Origin of the sequence: Pseudogracilibacillus sp. SE30717A, assembly GCF_037071985.1 — a bacterium.
In the GTDB taxonomy this organism is placed as follows: domain Bacteria; phylum Bacillota; class Bacilli; order Bacillales; family Amphibacillaceae; genus Pseudogracilibacillus.
The window spans coordinates 18,500-40,966 of the sequence record NZ_JAXHDF010000009.1; the positions used below are offsets into that span (position 1 = coordinate 18,500).

Sequence of the window (22,467 nt, forward strand, 5' to 3'; positions counted from 1 at the left end):
AGGATTAAAAAAGTAAAAACGCCTTTAAACACCTTCTAATCGTTGTTTTTAGGCGGTTTCTAAGCGTTCTAACTTGCGAGGAATGCATTCGGATTAAAGCGGATATTTGTTCGTCTAAATAGCGGTAAACAGGCGCCCCTTGTTCTATAAGAGCGCCTTTATTTTTATATAATTTCACGCATCAATGTAAAAAACAACTCATCAGAACTACTTACTCCGGCGCCCGCCGTGTATGTTGTTATTACCCTCCAACCTTCTGAACCTAATTTATTTAGCTCTTCATCCGGGTTAAATTTAGATTTAAAAACTCCCTTTCGAACAAATTTAATGGTTTTATATTCATATTTCTTCATTCGTATATCCCCCTAGTCAATAAATTATCATTATATTCTTATGATATTCGATATGGTTGAATTTTCCAAAAGTTAAGAGTTAGTTTTATTTCACTCCAAAAGACCTCCGCCTTGTCTCGCATTTTTCGGCGATGATTCTGCTATTTCACATTTTCCCATTAATTTCCCGATAATACACATTATGTTATAATATCCCGAAAAGGGGGTGTTGTACTTGAAATTCAAAAATAAGGCTACTGGGCTGGATAAAACAATAAGTAAAAAGCTTGATCCGTCCGGTAAAGGTCTTGAATTTTTTCATGACTGCCCGGAGTGTGGTAACAAAGTAAAAGCTTATTATTGGTGAAATAACTAAATGTACGAAATGTGGTTGCCAACTAGATACTGAAACTATTTAATGTTTTATTATTGAAATTTAAGAGTTATATTTACTAAACCTTATTCTTGCATCACGGAGTCCGGTTCTTATATGGGTTGCCGGGCTCTTATAAGCAGTGCTTCATTCTCTTTTTCGAGCCTCTCCCGCTCTTTTCGCTCGGCTTCCGCTTGTTTCTCCGTTTCTTTAAGTTTCCGTTTGAGTTCTCTCAATTCCCTAACGGTCATTTCATCGGGCGTTTTCGTTTCACCTGTTGACGTGGTATGTTCGGATTCTCGATGTTCGGGCGGAAGAGTTGCGATTTGGTAGAGTGCTTCGAGTCCTATTTCGGACGACGTCGTCCGTTTTCCTTCGAACTCTCTTGCGACTGTCATAAATTTACGCGCCATTCTATCGTTAATTCCGACATCTTCAAGCCACTTACCGAACTCCCCATGCGCTAAATCGCTCTCCTTAACGTGATTCAACCTCCGTCCGATTTCGAATATTGCTTCGCCTGCTACTCGCTGGTATGCGTTTATCTCTGCCGTTATTATATGGATGTCTGTCGATAATTCATTAGTCGTTTGATTAGGTGTTAATTCGCTCAATTTCGCCGCGCCCTTTCTGAAATCTTTTATTATTAATTTTGAAAGTGTACTTTCTTTTAATCCTTTCCGAACTATACCCCTTTCGGTTATTCTTTTATTTCGAATATTATCTTTAATGTAAAGTTCGTCCGAGGAGAGATTTATCTCGACTCGGTATCTTTTATCTTGTTAAGTAATGGTTATAGTTAAAAGATGGTTATAGTTAGTGCTACACCTATCCATGTCGGCTTACCGTGACATGGACGTAGGTTGCATGGGTGGCTCTATTTACGAACGATGTCCTCCGGCTCCTCGTCGGCTTTCATCTGCGTATATGCCTTGTTGATCGAATAATCGCCGCTAAATACTTTCTCGAATAAGTCGGGACGGTTGCGGTAGACTGGAAGTAGTCTTCCGATAGAACCTTTTCCTACACCAGCCATTTTCGCTATCCTATCGTGGGTATCGACCTTTTCTCCGATTGGTGAAGAAGTTAAATCCGTTCTATTTCCCTGATTGCGTTTTCCATTTTCCTTTTCCTCGTTATAATGAAATCGCATTGCTAACGCCGCTTTCTGCCAGTTATTTAAATCGTCTCGCTGTAATTTCGAAGTGTTTTCCCGCTGTCCGGTTGTAAGACGGCGATGAATCGAAATTGTAGGAACGGATAGCCCCGCCCATCTATTCGACACCTCGGTTTTAAAATTTTATAAGAAACATTCCGGCGCTTGGTAAAACGGCCGCACTAATAGGGCCGCGGGGGGCATCTCCGAAAATAAAAAAGACAAGCGAATTATTATTTTCCGCCTGCTTTTTGCTAAAGTTATTTATTCTATTTAAAGAACAATCTCTCTCACTTTAATTATTATACTTTTATTTATCCTTGAAAATCTCGAATGAAAATAATTATTAAGACAATTATTTCTACGGAATTAATCTTCTCTCTCTCGTTATCAAAGTTATATCTTGTTTACTTCTTCATACTCCTTTACGATCTTATACCACGTCGACTTAGTAAATCCTGCATTATTAAACGATTGTACTGCCGTCTGTTCGTCTGCTTTCCAACGCTTATACTCACGCAAGAACGACGCTCGTTGTCCTTCATCTAATGTATCATAGGCAATGCGTGGGCGTCCGATATGCTTGCCCCTGCGCTTGGCTGACGCTATGCCTTCCGCTTGCCTGCGCCTTATCTTCTTACGCTCTTGATCGGCTACATACGATAATAGCGATAAGAACTGATCTTCCATTAACCGACCAACATCGCCCATCTCTCTAAACTTTCGGCTGTCGAATAGCTCCTCGTTTTCGAGAAGAACAATATCCGCTCCTACCTCTCGCGTGATGTATTTCCATTCCTTTATTACCTCGTCATAATTCCGCCCTAGACGGTCGAGCGCATCCATATATACGAGATCGCCCTGCCGAATAGCCCTGCGTAGTTGCTGATAGTCCGGCCGCTCGAAGTCCTTCCCGCTCACCTTATCGACATATAAGAACCGATCCTCTACGCCCTTAGCTTGCATTGCGTCACGCTGTCTATCCTCGTTTTGATCTACACTGCTCACTCGAATGTAACCATATATACGTTTCATATTATCCGCTCCTTATCGTTGTTATATCCGATTATAAACTTAGCGTCTGTAAAAGTCAATAACAATTTATAGACGTTTATATAATAGATACCATAACATTTATACACGTATAAGGCTACCGATAAGGGCGTTCGTATAGGTATACTTTAAAGACGCTTAGATACGCCTCAAATCGACTGATAGGGCATTGTACGTTTTCGGTACTAATAACTTATTTATATAGAGAATGAATATATAGACGGTCTACAAGCCTTGATTAACGTTCATAGACGGGAACTAATCGGAATATCGAACCCCCGAGATTTCATAAGGCCGTCCGCGGTGAACGCCGAGGCTAGTAAATACGGCGATTCCAAAACGTTTAAGAGGCCATAAGCCAACGGCCCTGCGGCTGGTATTTGTTGCGGAATGACAACATAATATAACGTTAAATACTCGCATCTACTAGCGCCCAAATGTCCGATAATATCCGAAATTTTCGGCAATAAAATTATCGCAAATACTAACGTGTACTAAAGTCGAAATATAATGAAATCGCAAGTTCGTTTTTGACTGAAATCCGTCCTCCTTCTTTCTGTCAAGTAAAAACGCTTTACACCCGCTTTATCTTTCCCGTTTTCAAAATGTTAGTAAACGCCTTTTTCTCGACTTCCGATGTGGTCGGACATCTTCCTATTTTCGGATGCTAGTTCGCGGTGTTATGTCGATGCAACAAAGACAGTAAATTCGTTCATTATTTACGTATCAATAATAAAAGAACATCGCTGATATTGTCACGCTAACCTTAGACGTATTCCGCTACTTTTTATCTTGTTACTTTCAAATAAGTTACTAATCTTTCGTATTTGAATAAACTTTATAGTTGAATTTTCGATAGCGTATCTCGTTTCCGATAAAAATAGCACGGACGGAAATATCGGTTTGCCTGCAGGCTGCCACGGCTCACGCGCGATTATTCCCGAACTTGCTAACGCTTCATACCGCTTTACCTTTTGCGCTACTTCTCGCTGACTTATTCTCGAAAGTTGTACCTCGATGAAAAAGGGAGATCCTTTCCATATCGTAAATGCGTCCGGCTCCGCGAATCCTTTTCCGTATTTGGGTTCGGATATAAAACTACTAACCTCGCCCAGCTTCTGCATTTCTATATAAGTATCGACTATCGCTAAATAATGCCGCAGCTTCCCGCTGTCCTTCCTTATGCCTCCGCCTATTGGGAAATAGATAAACTGGCTGTAATCTGCGTTCCTATTTACACGGCCTTGACGGAATAACCGAAGCATAACTGCGTTTGCATTAGATACTTGATTCCGAAGTCCTTTGAAGTGTAATTTGATTAGATGGTCGCGGCTCATTACTCCGAATCGTTCTAAATCTGCAATAATTGCTCTATCACGTTTAGTCATTGTATTTCCCTCCTAATAATAGGCCGAATACAACGGATTCCGTCGAAGCCTCTTCTTCTTTCGGCGTTGACTTCTTAACCTCTCGAATCTTTAAAGGCTCTAGCGTCTTTTTTACTTGGCTTTCATCAATCCACGGCGTTTGAACTCGCTTGATACCGTCTAAATCGATTAACATACGGCCAAACTGCGTCTGTCCTATCGTTTCTGCTCCTGGCAACCCTGCGACATTAGCGTTTATTTTATTAGATTGCCTGCCGGATATTCGAACGGTTAAATTATTCTTTAGTCTACCGTCTAAGACTTTAGCGTCCGGTCTCTGCATGGAAAGCATTAATAAGACGCCTAAACTTCTTCCGATTGATGATATATTTTCGATGATCTCCATTATGCGCTTTTCATTACGGAGCAATCCCACCTCGTCGATAGCAATAATTAAATAAGGTAAAGGCTCGCTTAATGCGTTGATATGCGTTACCTCGGCACGGTCTAGCAGGTCGCCCCTATGCTGCATTTCAGTCTCCACGTTTTCGAGGACGTCCTCTAAACTAGTAATATCGACACTAACGCTTTCGACGTGCGGCAATCTACGGAATAAGCCGAACTCACTTCGCTTTAAGTCACCGAGTATAAAGCGTATTCGCTTCGAGTCTTGCGTCGTAATAAGCGAGGTAATTATCGCCCGAAGCAGTGAGGATTTGCCCGAACCTGTTTCGCCGGATATAAGCATGTGCGGTCGTTCTGCCATGTCGAATACTATTTGATTGCCCAGCGAGTCTACTCCGCATATAATCGGCACTTGGTAGCGGTCGAGCGCGAACTTCCATTCGTCCAATTTATACGGAACTTTCGTCGGCATAGGCTTATTAGGTATCGTGAGTATAAATCGCTTTAAATCTCCCTCTAGCTCGGTATTTTCGCCGAATATCTGCCGGAATACGTATGTTTTTTCATGCAATACAGACGGATTAATGCCGTGTGGGATCGCGAATATTATCCTCGTTGGCTCCACGTGATATATTTTCGGAGCGGTATCGACTGCAAGTTTAATAGCTTTAACTAGCTTCTTACGTAAGGCTAGACGTTCGAATATACTCATAGAAACAACCCCCATAACGCATAGATTATATACGCTATCGCTCCAATAGTGGTTAGCGGAATTAATGCACGGACAAGCAAGCCTAAACGATTATAGCCGTAATTTTCAGACAAGTGAGATAGAGTAACTACAATCGAAACAGTAATTACACCGGCTGTTACTAAGCCAATAAACATAAAATTTCCTCCTCGAAAATTTTCTCGTCTCACCTCACCTAGTTCCCGCGTTCCATTTCGTCTTATTCTCGGCATTCTCACCTCACCTAGTTCCCGCGTTCCATTTCGTCTTATTCTCGGCATACGTAATTTTTGAATACCGTAACATCAACGTTTATAAACGTATTACTTAGGTAGGGTACTTGAGTAAATGCTTTAGTAACAACTTATGTAATTACTTATTCAAAAATGCCTGTACCTACATAAAAACTTACTAAGTAGCAGTCTACTTGTCCGAATCCATTAAATAAAATATATTGTTAACTGGCTCGCCTAAACGCTCGCTAATCTTAATCGCAATTCCAAGTGCGGGCTGCCTTCGATTATTCTCGTATCGATTATATTGATCGGATTGAATCCCGAGAAAGTCGGCAAATTCTTTTTGATTTTTCTCGAATTTATGCCGATAGCTTTTCAGTCGATTTTTAACGTTCATCAACGGATCACCTCATCGTTAATATTCGACATAGCTTGACCGATCCCCTTTATACCATCGTCAACCCGAGTAATAAGTCAACATCTATAACTATGTGTAGATTTTTATGAATTTTAATATCTATATGTAGTTACTTATTAGATAGAAAAACCCGCAAGAAATTAATCCCGCGGGAATTCGTTCAAGTATATCATTTTAGTTCTAGCTTAACCTCTTCGGTTTGATAAGCATTATCATAATCTCCGTCCTCTTCTAAACCTATATCGGTAGATGTCCATTCTAGCTTAATCCACTCAATAGACTCCGCCTCACCGCGCTCCAAGTAGAAAATAACATCGCCTTCCTTTATTACGCCCTCATGTATATCTCCACCTAAATTATCCGATAACAATAGGTCTGCATCTACTTGCTCGCCGGTGCTCGTTACTAAGGTAGCTTGATCCGGATATGTAGTGAATTTGCCATCCGTTGTATTTTCGACTAAGAATTTTACGCCAACAGCCGAGACTTCTGCGTCCTCATCTTCGAGCGTAGGCGCCTTTTCCGTAACAACTACTTTCTGTATTTCCGTTCGAAGGCCGTTAAAATCACCTTCCCAAGTTGCATCATTGTAATACGTCCAAATATCATCAGGATCAACTTCGTCGGTTTCGTCTGCTTCCTTATCTTCCTCGTCATTACTTAACGGAGTAGCATCCTCGCCCACTTTAGCGTCAGCTTTTTCGGATTCAATCTTATCTACACCTCCGCAAGCAACTAGAAATAACGATAACAATAACCCCAAATACAATATCGATATTCTCTTCATATATATTTCCCCCAATTTTTTATATTATATGACTAGATTATCATGTTTTGTAAAATAATGTTAGTTTAATAGTTATTATGATGCGGATAATTCATATATATATATATACATACGCCAACCATTTAAATAAAGCCCTTAGCGAAATTAATCGCCGAGGGCTTCTTTATCATGACGTCATAAACAGTAAGCAACCGCTCTTCATATTTGCGCAAGACCGCACCTACATGATATAATTTGGTCAACACGTGATTGCTTCGGACAATAAACGCAATCCTATCGCCTTATATCAACGTACAAGCTACCGTTTAATATTCCGTAAAGGTAAACGAACGCATGGCATGCAGGAGGTCATCGGTTCAAGCCCGATATGCTCCATCACGAAAATCGCTTATACATTAAATTGTATAAGCGTTTTTATTTTTTGTAAAAGTTACGATAATACTATTTGATGCATATTTTTTGTTTATTATTATTTTGTTTTAAAATAATGGGGTAATCGGAAAATAGTGTAGAAAAGTTCCCTTTATAGACTGTGAGCACCCACCCGTTAGTTTAATTTTAACATTCACAAATCATTAAAATATTTCCATCAGGATCTTTGAAATTAAAATAATGATTATATTCAATTTCTGTAATCAAATTAACATCTTTGTTCTTCATATAGTGATACGCTTTTTCAATATTATTTGTATTGAAGTGAAATACAGGAGTTTTAAACACTTTATCCTCTGAATAAATCTTGCTGTCTAAAACGATCCCCGTGCCATCCATAGTTATGACATAAAGATGACCAAATTGTACTTCGCCACTTGCCTTTAGTCCTAAAATATCGCAGTACCAATCTCTCGCTTTCTCTATATTACTTACTGGGATAAATACTGTTCCAATTTTATTTAAGATAGGATTATCCATCAAAAAACACTCCTTAAAATTATTGAGCATAGTAAATATTCCACATATTAATTATAAAAACCTGCTTTAAAATGACAGAAAACAATATAACTTCTAAAATGGCTATGCCGGAGGTTTTCAAAAACATTAACTCAAACAAGATTTTAATTTAATTTCTCCCTAACTTTATGATAAAAGGACATGATCATCCAAATAGCTGTTGGAAGTGCGATCGCACCAGCTACCATATATGTCAGGAGGCTAATTGCGGGGTCTTTGTCTATACTACCGATAATTAACAAAAGAATTACGACAATGAATAAGACAAGGAATGGTATGATTTTTACTATGTTGACTAATCCCTTTTTCCCTTCTGCTTTCCATTTGTTACTGTATGTTGTAATGATCGTCCAAGCTGTCGGGAGGGCAATTATACTGAGAATAACAGCTACTCCGAAAAGTATTGATTCAAAAATACCCGAGCTTATCATAGCTCCAACCCATACGAGTACTGTTAGTAAAACAAACGGAATTGCCAAGTTTTTCATGGAGTCACTTGAATTTTTATACTTTTCAACTGTAGTGTCTTGGTCTGTATAAATCGGTTTTGTACCAGGATACGCTCTGAATAAATGAATATTTCCTTCTGAGACAACGTGTGACCATCCTGCAGATGAAAAAAAGTCAAAGTATTCCCCCTCTTCATCGTCTTTTAATAAACGATAATCTATACTGTAGGTATAATCTGTACTTTCTCCTTTTTCAAGCGTATACCCCATAAACTTAAAGTCACTGGCATGCCAGCCTTGCAAAGAATATCGGCGTAATTTTTCCATATCCTTATTCTCTGCAAAAGCTAGTCCACCTGACATAATATACTTTGTTTGACTCATTCTTCAACCTCCTCTAATCCATTTTCCGCTAATTGAATCATCAGTTTTCTTATCTTTAAATCTTCTTCTAATACTTTTTTGCCCTTTTTAGTAAGCAAATAAGTTTTACGTCTTGAATCTGATTTATCATGCAAATAGATCCACTCTTGTTTTAATAACTTTTTAATAATCGTGTACATTGAAGCAGGACCTATAGCAACAGCCCCTTTTGTTGTTTCTTCAATTAAGCTCATAATTGCGTAACCATGTCTTGGTTTAGTTAAAGCAGCCATAATATAAAACATTGAATCTGTTAATTGCTCAACTTCCTTCAATTAACTACCTTCTTTCTTTTTAAGTTGTATCATAAAACGATATATATATCTAAAAACAATATATCATTTTACGATACATATGTCCACAGTTATATCATAAATTGATATATTATTTTTTATTTTAGTTCCAGTTCTTCTATGGAATTGTATCTAAATATACAGGATATTCTTGTTCACTATTATTCAAGAGAATGCATGCTCATATATTGAACATAAGTCGATAATGACACCTTAATTAAAATAGGTACAAAATCATTTATAAAGGAATAAGTAAAAGTTTAATGATTATTTGTATATCGGGTTCGTTACTAACATTAAATGACTTTTTCATATCATCTTTTCTTTATTTTATAACAAGATTTATTAAAGAAAAAAGCTTTTACGTATTTACACGTAAAAGCTTTTATTGTTTCTTACATTAAATTATACACTCTTTTTTCTTCTGAAGTACAGTACCACTAGACCAATTACTAGTAATCCTAGACCAATCATAATGAAATTAAATATATCGGTAGCTGTCTTAGGTAACTTGCTCCCTTTCTCAGGTGTAGTATTCTTAGAATCCTCTTTTGGTTTAAGTGGTTCATTTATGATTTCTTTCTCTCTCTCTTTCTCTACCTTAATTGTTTCCTCTGGTTTATATGGCTCATTGATGTTTTCTCCATCAACCGTAGCAATATTTTTAATTTCTTGACCAGACTTAATTTTTGCTTTAAATGTGACGGTACGCCATTCGGTATCATTTACATCACCGAAGGTTGCCGTGATCTTGCCATCTTTGAACTCGCCTTTACCTTCGTGATTCACTGTTAAGCTATCTTCTACATATTCCAAACCTTCTGGAAGTTCATCCATAATCGTCAAGTTTTTAACAACACTATCAGATACTGTGTTACGAGCTTTAATGGTATAGACTACTGTGTCGCCAACTTCGTAGTTCACTTTATCTTTTTCAGCATTTTTGGCTAACTTTTCTGATTCAAGCTTCGGCGTTTTTGGATCAACGTTCACTTTCTCTTTTGGCTTATCTGATTCATCGACATTATCCCCATCAACCGTGGCGATATTTTCAATTTCTTTGCCTGACTGGCCTGACTTGATTTTCACTTGGAATGTAACAGTGCGCCATTCCGTATCCGTTACATCACCAAAGTTCACCGTAATTTTGCCATCTTTGAACTCGCCTTTGCCTTCATGGCTGATTTTCAAACTGTCTTCGACATATTCAAGGCCTTCTGGAAGTGTATCCGCAATTGACATGTTTTTAACTAAACTGTCCGATACTTTGTTACGCGCTTTAATCGTGTAAACAATCGTATCTCCAACCTCGAATTTCTCTTTGTCTTTTTCCAAGTTTGCCGCTAATTTCTCAGACTCAAACACCGAGTGACGTGGATAAATTTCCACTTCTTCTTCTGGCTTGTCTGGCTTGTCAATATTATCACCACCAACAGTGGCAATGTTGGTAATATCAGCACCAGCCTGTCCTTTGTCTACAGTAACTAAGAAACTTACCGTATGATCGTTTATATCTGTCACATGACCAAAGGTACCTGTGACCTTACCGTCTACCACATGACCGGCATCATCATCTTCGGCATCCGTTACCTTTTCGCCATCTACTTCAAGACTGCCTGGCACATACGTTAAACCTTTTGGAATCGTATCCGTAATAACTAGGTTTTCTACCAAACTATCTTCGATCGTATTCTTTGTCGTGATGGTGTAACGAATTGCGTCACCTACTTCTGGATGGTCCGCATCTTTATTGCCTGCTGCCTTCTCTTCCAGTTTTGATGACTTTTTCGATTCTAGTTTTGGTTCTCTTGGATAGATCTCGACTTCTTCTTCAGGCTCATCTGGCTCTCCGGTATTATCTCCACCGACTTCAGCGATGTTTTTAATATCTTTACCAGATTGTCCTTTGTCTACTGTTACTAAGAAGCTTATCGTATGTTCGTCGGTATCTGTCACATGACCAAAGGTACCTGTGACCTCACCTTTGACGATATGGCCTGCATCATCGTCTTCGGCATCTGTTACCTTTTCGCCATCTACTTCAAGACTGCCTGGCACATACGTTAAACCTTCTGGAATGGTATCCTTAATGACTAAGTTTTCTACCAAGCTATCTTCGATTGTATTCTTTGTCGTGATAGTATAACGAATCGTGTCGCCTACTTCAGGGTTGTCTACATCTGTATTTCCAGCTAGCTTTTCTTCTATCTTCGATGATTTCTCAGATTCAAGATCTGGATCTTTTGGATCTACAGTAAGCTCTTCTTCCGGTTTATCCGGTTCATCAATATTACTACCATCAACTGTTGCAACGTTTTTAATTGTTTTTTCGGATTGCCCTGGCTTCACTTTTGCATGAAATGTAAGTGTATGCCAATTAGTGTCGGTAATATCTCCGAATTGAGCAGTTACTTTCACATCTACAAAATGCCCGTTATCACTGTCTTCAGCGTCAGTGACAGATTCACCGTCGACTTCTAAACTACCTGCAACATATTCAAGGCCTTCTGGGAGCTCATCTAAGATTGTTAAATCTTCCACGATTCCATCACTTACTTTATTTCGTGTTTGAATCGTATAAACAATTATATCTCCAACTTCAAATTTATCCTTACCTGTTTCTAAATTCTTTGCTGATTTATCGGATTCAAGTACTGGGTCTCTTGGATAAATTTTCACTTCTTCTTCTGGCTTATCTGGTTCGTCAATATTGTCACCATCTACAGTTGCAACGTTTTTAATATCTGTTCCTGCTTGACCAACTTTTACGGTTACTAGAAATTCAAGCGTATGCCAGTCAGTATCCCTAATATCCCCAAACTGACCTGAGATTTTGCCATCCACTACATAACCTTTATCATCGTCCTCAGCGTCGGTGACAGATTCTCCATCGACTTCTAGACTACCCTCAACATATTCTAAGCCTTCTGGGATAGTATCAGAAATAATTAGATTCTCAATTATACTATCTTCTATTTTATTACGTGTTTTAATCGTATAGCGAATTGTATCGCCTACTTCAGGGTTGTCCTCATCTTTATTTCCAGCTAGCTTTTCTTCTAGCTGCGCTGACTTCTCGGATTCAAGAGCTGGATCTTTTGGATCTACAGTAATCTCTTCTTCCGGTTTGTCTGGCTCGTCTATGTTGCCACCATCTACTGTTGCAATATTTTTAATTGTCTTTTCAGATTGTCCTGGCTTCACTTTTGCATGGAATGTGATCGTATGCCAATCGGTGTCGGTAATATCACCAAATTGAGAAGTTACTTTTCCGCCTACAAAATGCCCGTTATCACTATCTTCAGCGTCGGTAACGGATTCACCATCGACTTCTAAACTACCTACAACATATTCAAGGCCTTCTGGGAGTTCATCTGAGATTGTTAAATCTTCCACGATTCCATCACTTACTTTATTTCTTGTTTGAATCGTATAAACAAGTATATCTCCAACTTCAAATTTGTCCTTACCTATTTCTAAATTTTTTGCTGATTTCTCGGATTCAAGAACTGGATCTCTTGGATAAACTTTAACTTCTTCTTCAGGCTTATCCGGTTCGTCAATATTGTCACCATCTACTGTTGCAACATTTTTAATATCTGCTCCCGCTTGACCAGCTTTTACGGTAACCAAAAATTCAAGCGTATGCCACTCCGTATCTTTGATGTCTCCAAACAGACCTACGATATTGCCATCCACTACATGACCATTATCATCATCCTCGGCGTCGGTGACAGATTCAGCATCCACTTTCAGACTACCCTCAACATATTCTAAGCCTTCTGGGATCAGATCTGAAATAGATAATTCTTCTACTATACTATTCTCTATCGTATTTCGAGTTTTAATCGTATAAAGAAGCATATCACCAACTTCTGGATTTTCTTCATCGGTGTTTCCAGTTAATTTTTGTTCGATCTCTGCTGTTTTTTCAGATTCAAGGACTGGAGTTTTGTAAGTAACTGGAGTTGTCACTTCATTTGTTTCAATTTCTTTATCTTCATCTTTTAACAAATCTTTAAATTTTATTTGTCCTTTGTTTTCTACAGTTTTTCCTGCATGACTTGACAAAGCTTTTACTTTAAATTCAACGGTTATTCCGTCAGGTAATGTAGTAGTATTCGGTAAGTCTCCTAATTTAAAGATGACTTTTTCATCGTTAAAATGACCTGCATCATTATCTTCCACATCCGTTAAATCTCCCGCTTTTGGACCGTTTAAAATTTTCATTGATCCTGGGACATATTCTGTACCTTCTGGAATTGCATCTTCGATTACCGTATTTGCGGCAATGTCTCCACCGGAATTTTTGACGGTCATTTCATACGTTAATTCGTCACCTGCAAATACACCACCTTCAGGGCTAACCGTTTTTTCAGCGGTCACACACGGTTCGGTACCTAAGAAGATATCATCTAGGTAATTTCCTGCTGCGTTTGACCCATTTGCACTGGAAATAGCTTCAAAACCAAAGCGAGTTTTCGTTTGGCCTGCTGGAACAACATATGAACCAGAAAAATATTGCCATGTATCTTTACCACTTGTCATTGTTTCGATCGTTTTCAGGTTTTTCGGATCAACAGTGGCTGAATCTATCTTTAATGCCATTGTATCTTGGCCAACACGACCTTTGTGGGCCAAACGCCAATAAATTGTTTGTCCTGGTGTCGTATCTACATCTTGATAAAGCTGTGCCGCTTCTCGGCTGTTCAATTCCGCGAACTGTTGCCCATGTGCTGGGGTAACTTTCAAAGATTCATATGGATCACCAGGTGGAATTTCATCGCCCAATGATTTATTCATGATTTCGAATAAACCTGATCTGTCAGTAGTTTCCCACCCAGGAACAGCACCTTGAGGGGCATCAAACCAGCCTCTCTGCTTTGTTAGTCGCGGGTCATCAGGTGAAAATAGTGGTTCCTCGAAACTACCATTAATCAGCGCGACTGGTGCTGCACAAGCATCTGGAGGATCGACTGGTTCTTCCATTTTTGTGTTTTTAATCGAAATAACTGTCGGTTTATCATTCTCAATCGTTACTTCAATTGCTTCATTATTTAATTCGTAACCTTCTGGCGCTATCGTTTCAACAAGATTGTAATTCCCAGATTCCAAATCCTGTAAAACAGCTTCTCCGTTTTCATTCGTTACAAGTTTACCTACCTTATTATCGTCTACATCTTTTAATTCAAATGTTGCTCCTTCTAATCTTGTTCCATCTTCTTCATCTTCTTTAATAATTTTCAACTCACCAGGTACAGGTGGCTTAAAACTTGGTGTAATAACAGAAGCTAAATCAACTATGACCGGACCTTTCGTCATACTTCCTAAGTTAGTAATCTCATGAAGTTGTGGATCATACACAAATAATTTTGGGGCACTATCGTTAGTTAGTCCACCGGCTAAAAGCATTCTACCGTCTGGTAAAAAGCTTAGTCCTCTGCCGGCTGCTTCAGGATCATCAGTTGGCAACTCGGTATTAAGGATAACGTTACCATCTGTTGGATCAAACTGAATTAATCGATTCCCTTGTGTAAACCACACAAGCCCATCGGCATCAACTAAAAGATCCCCACCTAAACTGCTAACATTGCTAGCCAAACCTTTCACTTCAATCGAATCATGTTGTCGTAAAATTAAATCAAACGAGGCAAAAAATACTTTTCCACCCTGTCCATAACTATAGTAATACTTTGTTCCATCTTCAGACATAACCCCATTGCCTGTTGGACCTAATAAATTCGTTACTTTAAGTGAAGCTCCTTCAGAGTCAATAAGATATAATTCACTCCCCGTGGCAGCATAAAACCGATTATTATATTTCGATAAGGCAAGTCCATTTAATAATTTATCTGCGGCAACACCTCTAACTGTTAGGCTAGCCTTTGGTGTAGCTGAAGGGTTGTTGCCATCAAATTGATAAATGATACTAGGCGTTTCCCATGTATTTCCGTAAGAATCAGTATCATTAATCTCAAAGGCTGCTGATGTTTGAACTTGACTTAATGATACATTAGATTTTTCCGCAGCAGCAGAATCGTCATTTTCCTTAACGTCCTGATCATCGCTTTCTTTAACAGGAGAAGCGTCGTTAGACTTTTTGTCCTTACCATCTTCTTTTTCTTTTGAAGTAAATGGCTCCGCCTGATCCTTTTCTTCCAAATCAATCGGCGTGACAACTGCTGGATTCGTTTCTATCACAACATCGTCGTTAATCACAATTTCTGCAATATTCTCAATTTTCTTTCCAAAAATTGTATCTTCCTTTACTTGCGTTGTGATTTGCAATTTGATATCATTTCCTGCAAGACCCTTTAGTTGTTCTTGCGTCAACTCAAGGGAAACTATTTGACTATCTACTACTTCTACTTGAAAACGATCGTCTACTTCTCCATTTATCAGGACAGCTGTTTTCTGGACAGCTAAACGTTTATCTAGGGCATCTAAAATTGTCACTGTTTCATAGCCTGATATATTTTTAGGAAGTACAACGTTTACATTGTAGTGATAGTCTTTTTTCTTTTGGATTTCTTTGTTTTCTTCTCCATCAACGTCTTTTGAGACGTTTGGCTGTTCCAGAGCCTCCACTCCAGTTTTTTCCACTGCTTGGACTGGCAATGATGCCGGGATCATTCCGTTAAATGTTACTAAAATGATCGCTAGAAAAATGATGATTTTGTTGAATCTCAATTTTAATCTGTTCGACATTAGATTAATAGGATTCATTTTTCCCACCCCCAAATATAGATTTTTCTAGATTGTAACTTTACTGATATCACCTACTTATTAAAATGATAAATTTCAATAAATATTAATAATCAAATTATATACTATATTTCGACAAAAACTAGTTGATTTTTACTAAATGATTATTAAATACTATCTTTAAAACATAGTTTTAGAGTCTTTATTACTAATACTTTTTACTATCGTTGATCTTATACTATTTTTTAGGTATGAAATATGTTGTTGTGTTGAAGGCCAGCAACCAAAAAAACATCACACTTTCTTCCGATCAACCCTAAATACTTCTGTTTTTGGAGGACTTTTAAAACTAGTAAGCTCCTAACTTTTAAGAATTCACATTAGTTACATTAGCCGCAAAAATTTGTTTTTATCAGTGAGATTTTATAAAAAATGTTTAAAAACATTCAATATAGTATTTTTATTAGCGAATTTAATAGTGCAGTAAAATTTGATTGGAAAATAATAATCCTATAGAGGGTTTTGAGCATTAGTTTATTTAAGGAATTAATTCAAAGTAAATCGTAAATGGAGATAATGAGAGTAAAGCTCAGTGGCTTACATATATGAAAGAAGTTAAACAATAAGTTGCTGTCAATGCAACTGGATTCCAAGCCTTGATAACGTTAAAAATCGTTAAATTAAACAAATTAACCTTGATTGGTACTCACCTATCAAGGCTTTTTGTTTAATTTTATGATTATAAATGCAATTTGAGCCTTCTCGTTGGCTATAATAATTTAATTTAATATAATTACCTTGAATTAATTATGTTTTAATTCGAGATAATATTCAATTGAATGCCCAAGAACCACTTTGGATACATTAATACAGCATGGATAAAATAGTGCCGAACTATACAGCACTTCCATTTGCTAAGGAGGGAAATATTATGAAAAAAAATTTCTACACTACACTAAGAGAAAGACGTTCTTTCGATGGAATTAATGTACACCCCGTCAGCTTTCAATTCTCAAACTGCACGTTTAGTTGTATTAACAGGAGAAGCACATAATAATTTATGGGACATTACAACTGAAACATTAAGAAAAGTAGTGGGTGATGGAGATTTTTCTGGCTCTCAACAAAAAATGGATTCCTTTAGCGCAGGGTATGGAACAGTATTATTCTTTGAAGATGAAGCGATAGTTAAAACATTTCAAGAACAATTTGAACTATATGCTGAAAACTTTCCAATCTGGTCAAACCAATCATCAGGTATGCATCAATTAGTTGTATGGGCTGCATTGGAAGCAGAGGGATTAGGAGCATCTTTACAACACTACAATCCATTAATTGATGATGAAGTAAAAAAAGAGTGGAATATCCCTGACAATTGGAAACTTATTGCACAAATGCCATTTGGTAATCCAACTACTACACCAGGTGAAAAAGAATTCCAACCACTTGAAGATCGAGTGAAATTTTACAAGTAATTAACTGTTATGTATATATATTTTCTAAAATTAGTATCCTAACTATAGATAATATAGTGAAAAATAATAAGGAGATGACATCGTTGAGATTTCAAGACAAAGTTGTAATCGTAACAGGTGGAGCTAGCGGACTAGGAGAAGCTACAGCACTGGAGTTTGTCAAAGAAGGAGCAAAAGTAGTTATTGCGGATTTATCTGAAAAAGGACAAGCTTATTCTGATGAATTAAACGAACAAGGTTATAATACGATTTTTGTACAAACAAATGTGGCTAATGAAGATGATATTAAAAATTTACTATCTAAGACAGTTGAAAAATATGGTAAATTAGATGTCATGGTCGCTAATGCCGGTATTAATATTGAAGCCGATCTTCATGAATTAGATTTTGATAAATGGCAAAAAGTCATTGATGTAAATTTAACAAGTGTATATCTTTCAGATAAATATGCGATTGAACAATTCTTAAAACAAGGCAATGGCGGTGTAATTATAAATACTGGTTCCATTCATAGTCTTGTTGCCAGAGACGGTCTCGCAGCTTACTCAGCTTCAAAAGGTGGAGTGAAAATGCTTACTCAGCAAGTAGCGTCTAGATATAGCAAAGAGGGAATTCGCGCGAATGCCATCGCTCCAGGATATATTGAAACACCACTGATGAATACATTATCACAAGATGTAATTGATGGTTTAGTCGATCTTCATCCAATGGGTCGCTTAGGTAAACCTGTAGAAGTCGCAAAAACCGTTCTATTCCTTGCAAGTGAAGATGCTTCATTCATATCTGGTGCGATTTTACCAATTGATGGCGGCTATACTGCTGTTTAATATTATGAATAAAATCGTGACACATCTCATAAAAGTTTCATTCCTCCCCGTTTAATCATTCTTCCTCTAGGGAATATCTTTATTAAACCCTTGAGAGGATGATTCAGATGGATGGTTATGAAGATAAAATCGAAGGTAAAATGGACAAGACTAAAGGAAAAATAAAAGAAAAATATGGAGATATGACGGACGATAAAGGAAAAGTAATAGAAGGTAAGTTTGACAGAGCAAAAGGTGAAGCAAAAGATAAAATTGGAGATTTCAAAAAAGATCTCAATAAAAATAATGATCACTAATCACATAGTGAAGCATTAACGTTTGGCTACTCTTTCTTTAAAAAGCGATTAAGACTGTACGCTCTGTAGAAATTCACCGTATATCAATTCATTCAATGTAGATAAATTAGACTACTTATGGTATAATTTATCTAACTTAATATTTTGGTTTGAGAATAAATGAGAGACCACGATAATATTGTTGCATATAGCGGCTGTATTTCTTGTGGTCTCTTTTTTTATCCTTTTTTATAGAGATGGAGGGAATGAAATATGTATTTTTCTAACCTGAATAGAAACGTAATCACCAAAAAACTGGAAACAAATGATTTTGACGTATTAATTATTGGTGGTGGAATTACCGGTGCTGGAATTGCCCTTGATGCAGCTACGCGTGGTTTAAAAGTCGGCCTTTTTGAGATGAATGACTTTGCAAGCGGAACGTCAAGCCGCTCTACTAAATTAGTTCACGGAGGGCTCAGATATTTAAAGCAATTTGAATTTAAAGAAGTTGCCGAACTAGGGAGAGAAAGAGCTGTCGTATATGAAAACGGACCACATGTAACAATTCCTGAACGCATGTTGCTTCCTTTTCATCAAGGGGGAACATTTGGTAAAACAATGACCTCACTTGGACTTACAATGTATGACTTTTTAGCACAAGTGAAGAAGAGCGAACGTCGGGTAATGATTTCAAGAGAAGAAGTAATCGAAAAAGTTCCTTTTATTAAGTCTCAAGGTTTAAAAGGTGGAGGCGTCTATGTAGAGTATCGGACAGATGATGCGCGTCTTACCCTTGAAGTAATGAAAGCTGCACATGAAAAAGGTGCATCTATTCTTAATTATGCAGAGGTTACAGACTTTTTATATGATAAAAATAAAAAAATCAGTGGATTACAGGTTAAAGATAAGGTAAGTAATAAAACAATTGATGTACGATCTCAAGTTGTCATTAATGCTAGTGGTCCATGGGTTGATTCGTTACGCAAGCTGGACTATACACGAAATAATAAACATTTGAAGCTCTCAAAGGGTGTTCATATTGTTTTTGATGCCTCTAAGTTTCCTTTAGAACAGGCGGTATATTTTGACACCCATGATAAACGAATGGTATTCGCAATTCCTCGGGACGGGAAAACTTACGTTGGAACGACAGATGACTTTTACGATGGGGATCCTGGTGATATGCATGTCCTTGAAGAGGAAGTTGATTACTTATTAAAAGCGATCAAAGATATGTTCCCTTCGATTCAATTATCGGAAAAAGATGTGGAATCAAGCTGGGCTGGGGTTCGTCCACTTATTCATCAGGAAGGAAAAGATCCTTCAGAAATATCAAGAAAAGATGAAATTTGGGAATCTGAATCCAATCTCATTACAATAGCTGGTGGTAAATTAACTGGATATCGTAAAATGGCTGAAACAATTGTTGATTTACTCTATAAAAAATACATTTCACACGAAAAGTTCACCCATCCGACTTGCCAGACGAAAAACCTTCCGATATCTGGTGGAAATGTTGGCGGTTCTAAAGGTTGGAGCGTCTTCAAAGAAGAATGGCTCAATACATTAAAAACCAAAGGGGTAAGTGAAACAGAAGCACTTAATTTAATTCATCTTTTTGGTTCCAATATTCAACAAGTCATCCCCTATTTAAATGAAAATGACTCACAGCTTCCTGACGCTATTTTCGGTAAGTTAATGTACTCGCTATATTATGAAATGGTTTTAAATCCGGTTGATTTCTTTTATAGAAGAACAGGTGAATTGTTATTTAATATCGAAGAAGTTCGTAAATGGAAGGACGAAGTAATCCAAACGATGGCCAATAAATTCGATTGGTCTGATGAAGAAAAAGTACAACAAACAGAATTCTTAGAGAAATATATACACACTGCAAGCAATTTTAGTTAAAAAAGAATTGAATGTTCCAATGTTAGTAGTATATTATTAAGATAAACACAAGATGATTTCATCAAACTTTAAGGAGAATCTATTACATGAGTGTTATATCTTACGCATTGAAAAGAAACCCACTAATCGCTTCGTTAACGGATACAAACGATTTGGATAAGGTTCTCGATTCTGATTGTAATATTATTATATTAATACAATCAGATATTGGTACGCTAAAAGAGATTGTCGATAGAATTAGAGAGACGGATAAGCTTATCTTTGTACATTTAGACTTAACGAAAGGTTTAAAAAGAGACGCTTCTGGAGTTAAGTTTTTATCCGAGTTTGTTGGAGTCGATGGAATAATTACTACGCATACAAATTTAATTCAAGTAGCTAAACAATATAATCTTTTAACGATTCAACGCGTTTTTATTCTTGATACCGCATCAATCAAACAAGGAATCAAATCAATTAATAGTTCGAAGCCTGATGCCGTCGAGATTTTACCAGGGGTCGTTGTCCCCCACATTCAAAATTATCTTAAATCTTTATCTGACCAGACTATTATTGCAGCCGGACTAATTCATTCTGAAGATGAGATTCAACATATTTTACAAAATGGAGCACAAGGTGTTTCAAGCAGTTCTCTAGGTTTATGGAATAAAGAGTAATAAAAAGGGAGATAACAGTTGTTATCTCCCTTCTACTTCTATTCCTTTGACTCCTTCGATTGCTTTAATTTTATAGTAATACTTCATTATTCCACCATTTCGCTCATCTAGTGTACAGCGTAATTCAACTTTTAATTGTTCTTCTCTTCCACTGATTTTTACGTTTCTCAAATCGCCGACAATTTTACTAATCTCATTAAAAATATACCCTGTGATATTTTCATCGTCTTCGATATAGACTGTCAAATTAATTTCCGTTTCTCGTAGAGTTTTCGGGCCAATTTTCGCCACAATATAGGGCAAAAAACGAACACTTAAAACTAAGATTACAATTCCAAATGTTACTTCTTTAAAGTACCCAGCTCCTGTTGCAATCCCCATCCCAGATGCCGTCCAGACAATTGCTGCCGTTGTTAAGCCTGATATGACATCATTGTTTCTTCTTAAAATAACACCTGCACCTAGAAAACCAACCCCACTAACAATTTGAGCAGATAAACGCATCGGATCTGATCTAATTAATGGATTATCATATTGGATCATCGATGCCTCAATCGAAATAATAGTTAATAAACAACTCGTTACAGAAATAACTACACATGTTTTTAACCCAAGGGGTTTATGTTTCGACTCTCTCTCGATTCCTAATACTAATCCAGCTACAGCAGCAATCAGTAATTTAATTAATTCCTCTGACATCTTATCTCACTCCATTTCTACCAGTCTTTATTACCTCCAAATTGATGTTCGAAACAGATCAGCAACTACTTTTCAATTAAAACAAATCTGGTAATTGGGCGATTGATTTTATCGTATAATCTGGATAATATTTTGTGTCCTCAGGGATTATTTCATCGTAAGCACGTATCCAAATTGCTTGCATATTAGATTGTTTTCCTAGCCTAACGTCTGTATTTAAACGATCCCCCACAACGACACAATCGTTAGCTTCTTCACCTAGCTGTTGAATGAGTAAGTCTCCTAATATTTTTGAAGGCTTTCCAATTACTTTTTCTAACTTTCTAGAAGTAGAAGTTTCCAAAGCGGCAATAATTGCCCCCGAGTCGATGAGACCACCGTCCGGTGTGGGACAAACTGCATCTGGATTTGTTGTAATAAAGTTGGCCCCATTATTGAGCGCTCGATAGGCGATCATTAATTTTTCATAGTATAAATCCGTATCAAAACTGACTAATACAGTATCTGCCGTATCATCGTTTACCACATTAATCTTCTTTTCATTAAGTTCGGATAAAAGTTGATCCTCCCCGATAACAAAAATTTTGCCGTACTGTTCATTCTGCGCTAAATAACTAGCTGTTATTTGAGCGGAAGTAATAATTTCATCAAACGTCGTCTCTATCCCCAAACGTTGAAGTTTTTCCAGATAAAAACGTCTACTAAAGCGTGGATTATTCGTTACGAATCTTACTTTTGCGTTACTCTCCCGTACCCATTGTAACGATTCTTTCGCTCCTTCAATCAGATGATCGCCTAAATAAATTGTACCGTCTAAATCAAAAATAAATGCTTTTGGAATCTTTTGCAATCGTTATACACCGTCCATTTCTATTTACAATACATACAAAAACCCCTTGGGTAAAAAATAGCAACATGGAGTAGCCATGTAACGCTATTTATT

Annotated in this window: 19 protein-coding genes and 2 pseudogenes; 6 read left to right on the forward strand and 15 right to left on the reverse strand. The window is 37.3% G+C overall.

Translation table 11 applies throughout. From position 1 onward, the window contains the following. Positions 1-164 precede the first annotated feature (164 nt). Positions 165-353 (reverse strand): DUF4177 domain-containing protein, encoded by a 189-nt coding sequence (locus SPD48_RS14525; RefSeq protein ID WP_336258858.1) that lies wholly within the window; start codon positions 351-353, stop codon positions 165-167. 214 nt (positions 354-567) lie between these two features. Here SPD48_RS14525 and SPD48_RS14530 point away from each other — a divergent pair, with 214 nt between their 5' ends. Further along, entirely contained in the window at positions 568-699 is a 132-nt protein-coding gene (locus SPD48_RS14530; RefSeq protein ID WP_336258859.1) for a hypothetical protein, read from the forward strand. Positions 700-818: 119 nt separating this feature from the next. Here the strand turns inward: SPD48_RS14530 and SPD48_RS14535 are convergent, their stop codons facing one another. The 12 genes and pseudogenes from SPD48_RS14535 to SPD48_RS14590 form a co-directional block, all read right to left on the reverse strand. Next, positions 819-1,319 (reverse strand): DUF3102 domain-containing protein, encoded by a 501-nt coding sequence (locus tag SPD48_RS14535; protein ID WP_336258860.1) that lies wholly within the window; start codon positions 1,317-1,319, stop codon positions 819-821. A gap of 263 nt (positions 1,320-1,582) precedes the next feature. Then, positions 1,583-1,990, reverse strand: coding sequence for a hypothetical protein (locus SPD48_RS14540; protein ID WP_336258861.1), 408 nt, complete (start codon positions 1,988-1,990; stop codon positions 1,583-1,585). Between the two features lie 267 nt (positions 1,991-2,257). Beyond that, positions 2,258-2,896: a recombinase family protein gene (locus SPD48_RS14545; RefSeq protein WP_336258862.1), complete on the reverse strand. Its 639-nt coding sequence runs from the start codon at positions 2,894-2,896 to the stop codon at positions 2,258-2,260. A gap of 773 nt (positions 2,897-3,669) precedes the next feature. Continuing rightward, a complete protein-coding gene (locus tag SPD48_RS14550) occupies positions 3,670-4,302 on the reverse strand; it encodes a replication-relaxation family protein (protein WP_336258863.1) in 633 nt (210 codons plus the stop codon). Further along, a complete protein-coding gene (locus tag SPD48_RS14555; RefSeq protein ID WP_336258864.1) occupies positions 4,295-5,413 on the reverse strand; it encodes an FtsK/SpoIIIE domain-containing protein in 1,119 nt (372 codons plus the stop codon). The genes SPD48_RS14550 and SPD48_RS14555 overlap by 8 nt, the downstream gene beginning before the upstream one ends. Further along, positions 5,395-5,574 carry a hypothetical protein gene (locus tag SPD48_RS14560; protein WP_336258865.1) on the reverse strand — a complete coding sequence of 60 codons (180 nt, stop codon included), beginning with the start codon at positions 5,572-5,574 and terminating at the stop codon, positions 5,395-5,397. The genes SPD48_RS14555 and SPD48_RS14560 overlap by 19 nt, the downstream gene beginning before the upstream one ends. A gap of 265 nt (positions 5,575-5,839) precedes the next feature. Beyond that, positions 5,840-6,049, reverse strand: a complete 210-nt coding sequence (locus SPD48_RS14565) for a helix-turn-helix transcriptional regulator (protein WP_336259034.1) — start codon at positions 6,047-6,049, stop codon at positions 5,840-5,842. Positions 6,050-6,239: 190 nt separating this feature from the next. Then, positions 6,240-6,857 (reverse strand): hypothetical protein, encoded by a 618-nt coding sequence (locus tag SPD48_RS14570; RefSeq protein ID WP_336258866.1) that lies wholly within the window; start codon positions 6,855-6,857, stop codon positions 6,240-6,242. Positions 6,858-7,415: 558 nt separating this feature from the next. Further along, on the reverse strand, positions 7,416-7,769 hold the full coding sequence (locus tag SPD48_RS14575) for a VOC family protein (protein ID WP_336258867.1): 354 nt from the start codon (positions 7,767-7,769) through the stop codon (positions 7,416-7,418). 143 nt (positions 7,770-7,912) lie between these two features. Then, positions 7,913-8,641 carry a DUF2812 domain-containing protein gene (locus SPD48_RS14580; RefSeq protein WP_336258868.1) on the reverse strand — a complete coding sequence of 243 codons (729 nt, stop codon included), beginning with the start codon at positions 8,639-8,641 and terminating at the stop codon, positions 7,913-7,915. Beyond that, positions 8,638-8,955 (reverse strand): PadR family transcriptional regulator, encoded by a 318-nt coding sequence (locus SPD48_RS14585; protein ID WP_336258869.1) that lies wholly within the window; start codon positions 8,953-8,955, stop codon positions 8,638-8,640. The genes SPD48_RS14580 and SPD48_RS14585 overlap by 4 nt, the downstream gene beginning before the upstream one ends. 444 nt (positions 8,956-9,399) lie before the next feature. Beyond that, positions 9,400-15,699, reverse strand: a pseudogene (locus SPD48_RS14590) (isopeptide-forming domain-containing fimbrial protein); the annotation flags it as partial. Between the two features lie 910 nt (positions 15,700-16,609). Between SPD48_RS14590 and SPD48_RS14595 the strand changes: the two are divergent. The 5 genes and pseudogenes from SPD48_RS14595 (at position 16,610) to SPD48_RS14615 (ending at position 20,825) form a co-directional block, all read left to right on the forward strand. After that, positions 16,610-17,153 (forward strand): annotated as a pseudogene (locus SPD48_RS14595) (nitroreductase family protein). A gap of 83 nt (positions 17,154-17,236) precedes the next feature. After that, the gene (locus SPD48_RS14600; RefSeq protein WP_336258871.1) at positions 17,237-17,980 is read left to right on the forward strand and encodes an SDR family NAD(P)-dependent oxidoreductase; all 744 of its coding nucleotides are present in this window, start codon (positions 17,237-17,239) and stop codon (positions 17,978-17,980) included. Positions 17,981-18,087: 107 nt separating this feature from the next. Further along, on the forward strand, positions 18,088-18,276 hold the full coding sequence (locus SPD48_RS14605; protein WP_336258872.1) for a CsbD family protein: 189 nt from the start codon (positions 18,088-18,090) through the stop codon (positions 18,274-18,276). Positions 18,277-18,528: 252 nt separating this feature from the next. Further along, on the forward strand, positions 18,529-20,169 hold the full coding sequence (locus SPD48_RS14610) for a glycerol-3-phosphate dehydrogenase/oxidase (protein ID WP_336258873.1): 1,641 nt from the start codon (positions 18,529-18,531) through the stop codon (positions 20,167-20,169). 86 nt (positions 20,170-20,255) lie between these two features. Beyond that, positions 20,256-20,825: a glycerol-3-phosphate responsive antiterminator gene (locus SPD48_RS14615; RefSeq protein ID WP_336258874.1), complete on the forward strand. Its 570-nt coding sequence runs from the start codon at positions 20,256-20,258 to the stop codon at positions 20,823-20,825. A gap of 21 nt (positions 20,826-20,846) precedes the next feature. On the opposite strand, the gene SPD48_RS14620 is transcribed toward SPD48_RS14615, so the two are convergent. Next, complete coding sequence (locus SPD48_RS14620) at positions 20,847-21,524, reverse strand: MgtC/SapB family protein (RefSeq protein WP_336258875.1); 678 nt, start codon at positions 21,522-21,524, stop codon at positions 20,847-20,849. 76 nt (positions 21,525-21,600) lie between these two features. Continuing rightward, positions 21,601-22,374, reverse strand: coding sequence for an HAD-IIA family hydrolase (locus tag SPD48_RS14625; protein ID WP_336258876.1), 774 nt, complete (start codon positions 22,372-22,374; stop codon positions 21,601-21,603). Positions 22,375-22,467: the final 93 nt, after the last annotated feature.

What these genes read in the sequence shown, in the direction of transcription:
- SPD48_RS14570 (WP_336258866.1), bottom strand. Translation starts at nt 6,857, where the DNA reads ATGAAGAGAATATCGATATTGTATTTGGGGTTATTGTTATCGTTATTT.
- SPD48_RS14575 (WP_336258867.1), bottom strand. Translation starts at nt 7,769, where the DNA reads ATGGATAATCCTATCTTAAATAAAATTGGAACAGTATTTATCCCAGTA.
- SPD48_RS14610 (WP_336258873.1), top strand. Translation starts at nt 18,529, where the DNA reads ATGTATTTTTCTAACCTGAATAGAAACGTAATCACCAAAAAACTGGAA.
- SPD48_RS14545 (WP_336258862.1), bottom strand. Translation starts at nt 2,896, where the DNA reads ATGAAACGTATATATGGTTACATTCGAGTGAGCAGTGTAGATCAAAAC.
- SPD48_RS14555 (WP_336258864.1), bottom strand. Translation starts at nt 5,413, where the DNA reads ATGGGGGTTGTTTCTATGAGTATATTCGAACGTCTAGCCTTACGTAAG.
- SPD48_RS14620 (WP_336258875.1), bottom strand. Translation starts at nt 21,524, where the DNA reads ATGTCAGAGGAATTAATTAAATTACTGATTGCTGCTGTAGCTGGATTA.
- SPD48_RS14580 (WP_336258868.1), bottom strand. Translation starts at nt 8,641, where the DNA reads ATGAGTCAAACAAAGTATATTATGTCAGGTGGACTAGCTTTTGCAGAG.
- SPD48_RS14550 (WP_336258863.1), bottom strand. Translation starts at nt 4,302, where the DNA reads ATGACTAAACGTGATAGAGCAATTATTGCAGATTTAGAACGATTCGGA.
- SPD48_RS14560 (WP_336258865.1), bottom strand. Translation starts at nt 5,574, where the DNA reads ATGTTTATTGGCTTAGTAACAGCCGGTGTAATTACTGTTTCGATTGTA.
- SPD48_RS14605 (WP_336258872.1), top strand. Translation starts at nt 18,088, where the DNA reads ATGGATGGTTATGAAGATAAAATCGAAGGTAAAATGGACAAGACTAAA.
- SPD48_RS14525 (WP_336258858.1), bottom strand. Translation starts at nt 353, where the DNA reads ATGAAGAAATATGAATATAAAACCATTAAATTTGTTCGAAAGGGAGTT.
- SPD48_RS14615 (WP_336258874.1), top strand. Translation starts at nt 20,256, where the DNA reads ATGAGTGTTATATCTTACGCATTGAAAAGAAACCCACTAATCGCTTCG.
- SPD48_RS14565 (WP_336259034.1), bottom strand. Translation starts at nt 6,049, where the DNA reads ATGAACGTTAAAAATCGACTGAAAAGCTATCGGCATAAATTCGAGAAA.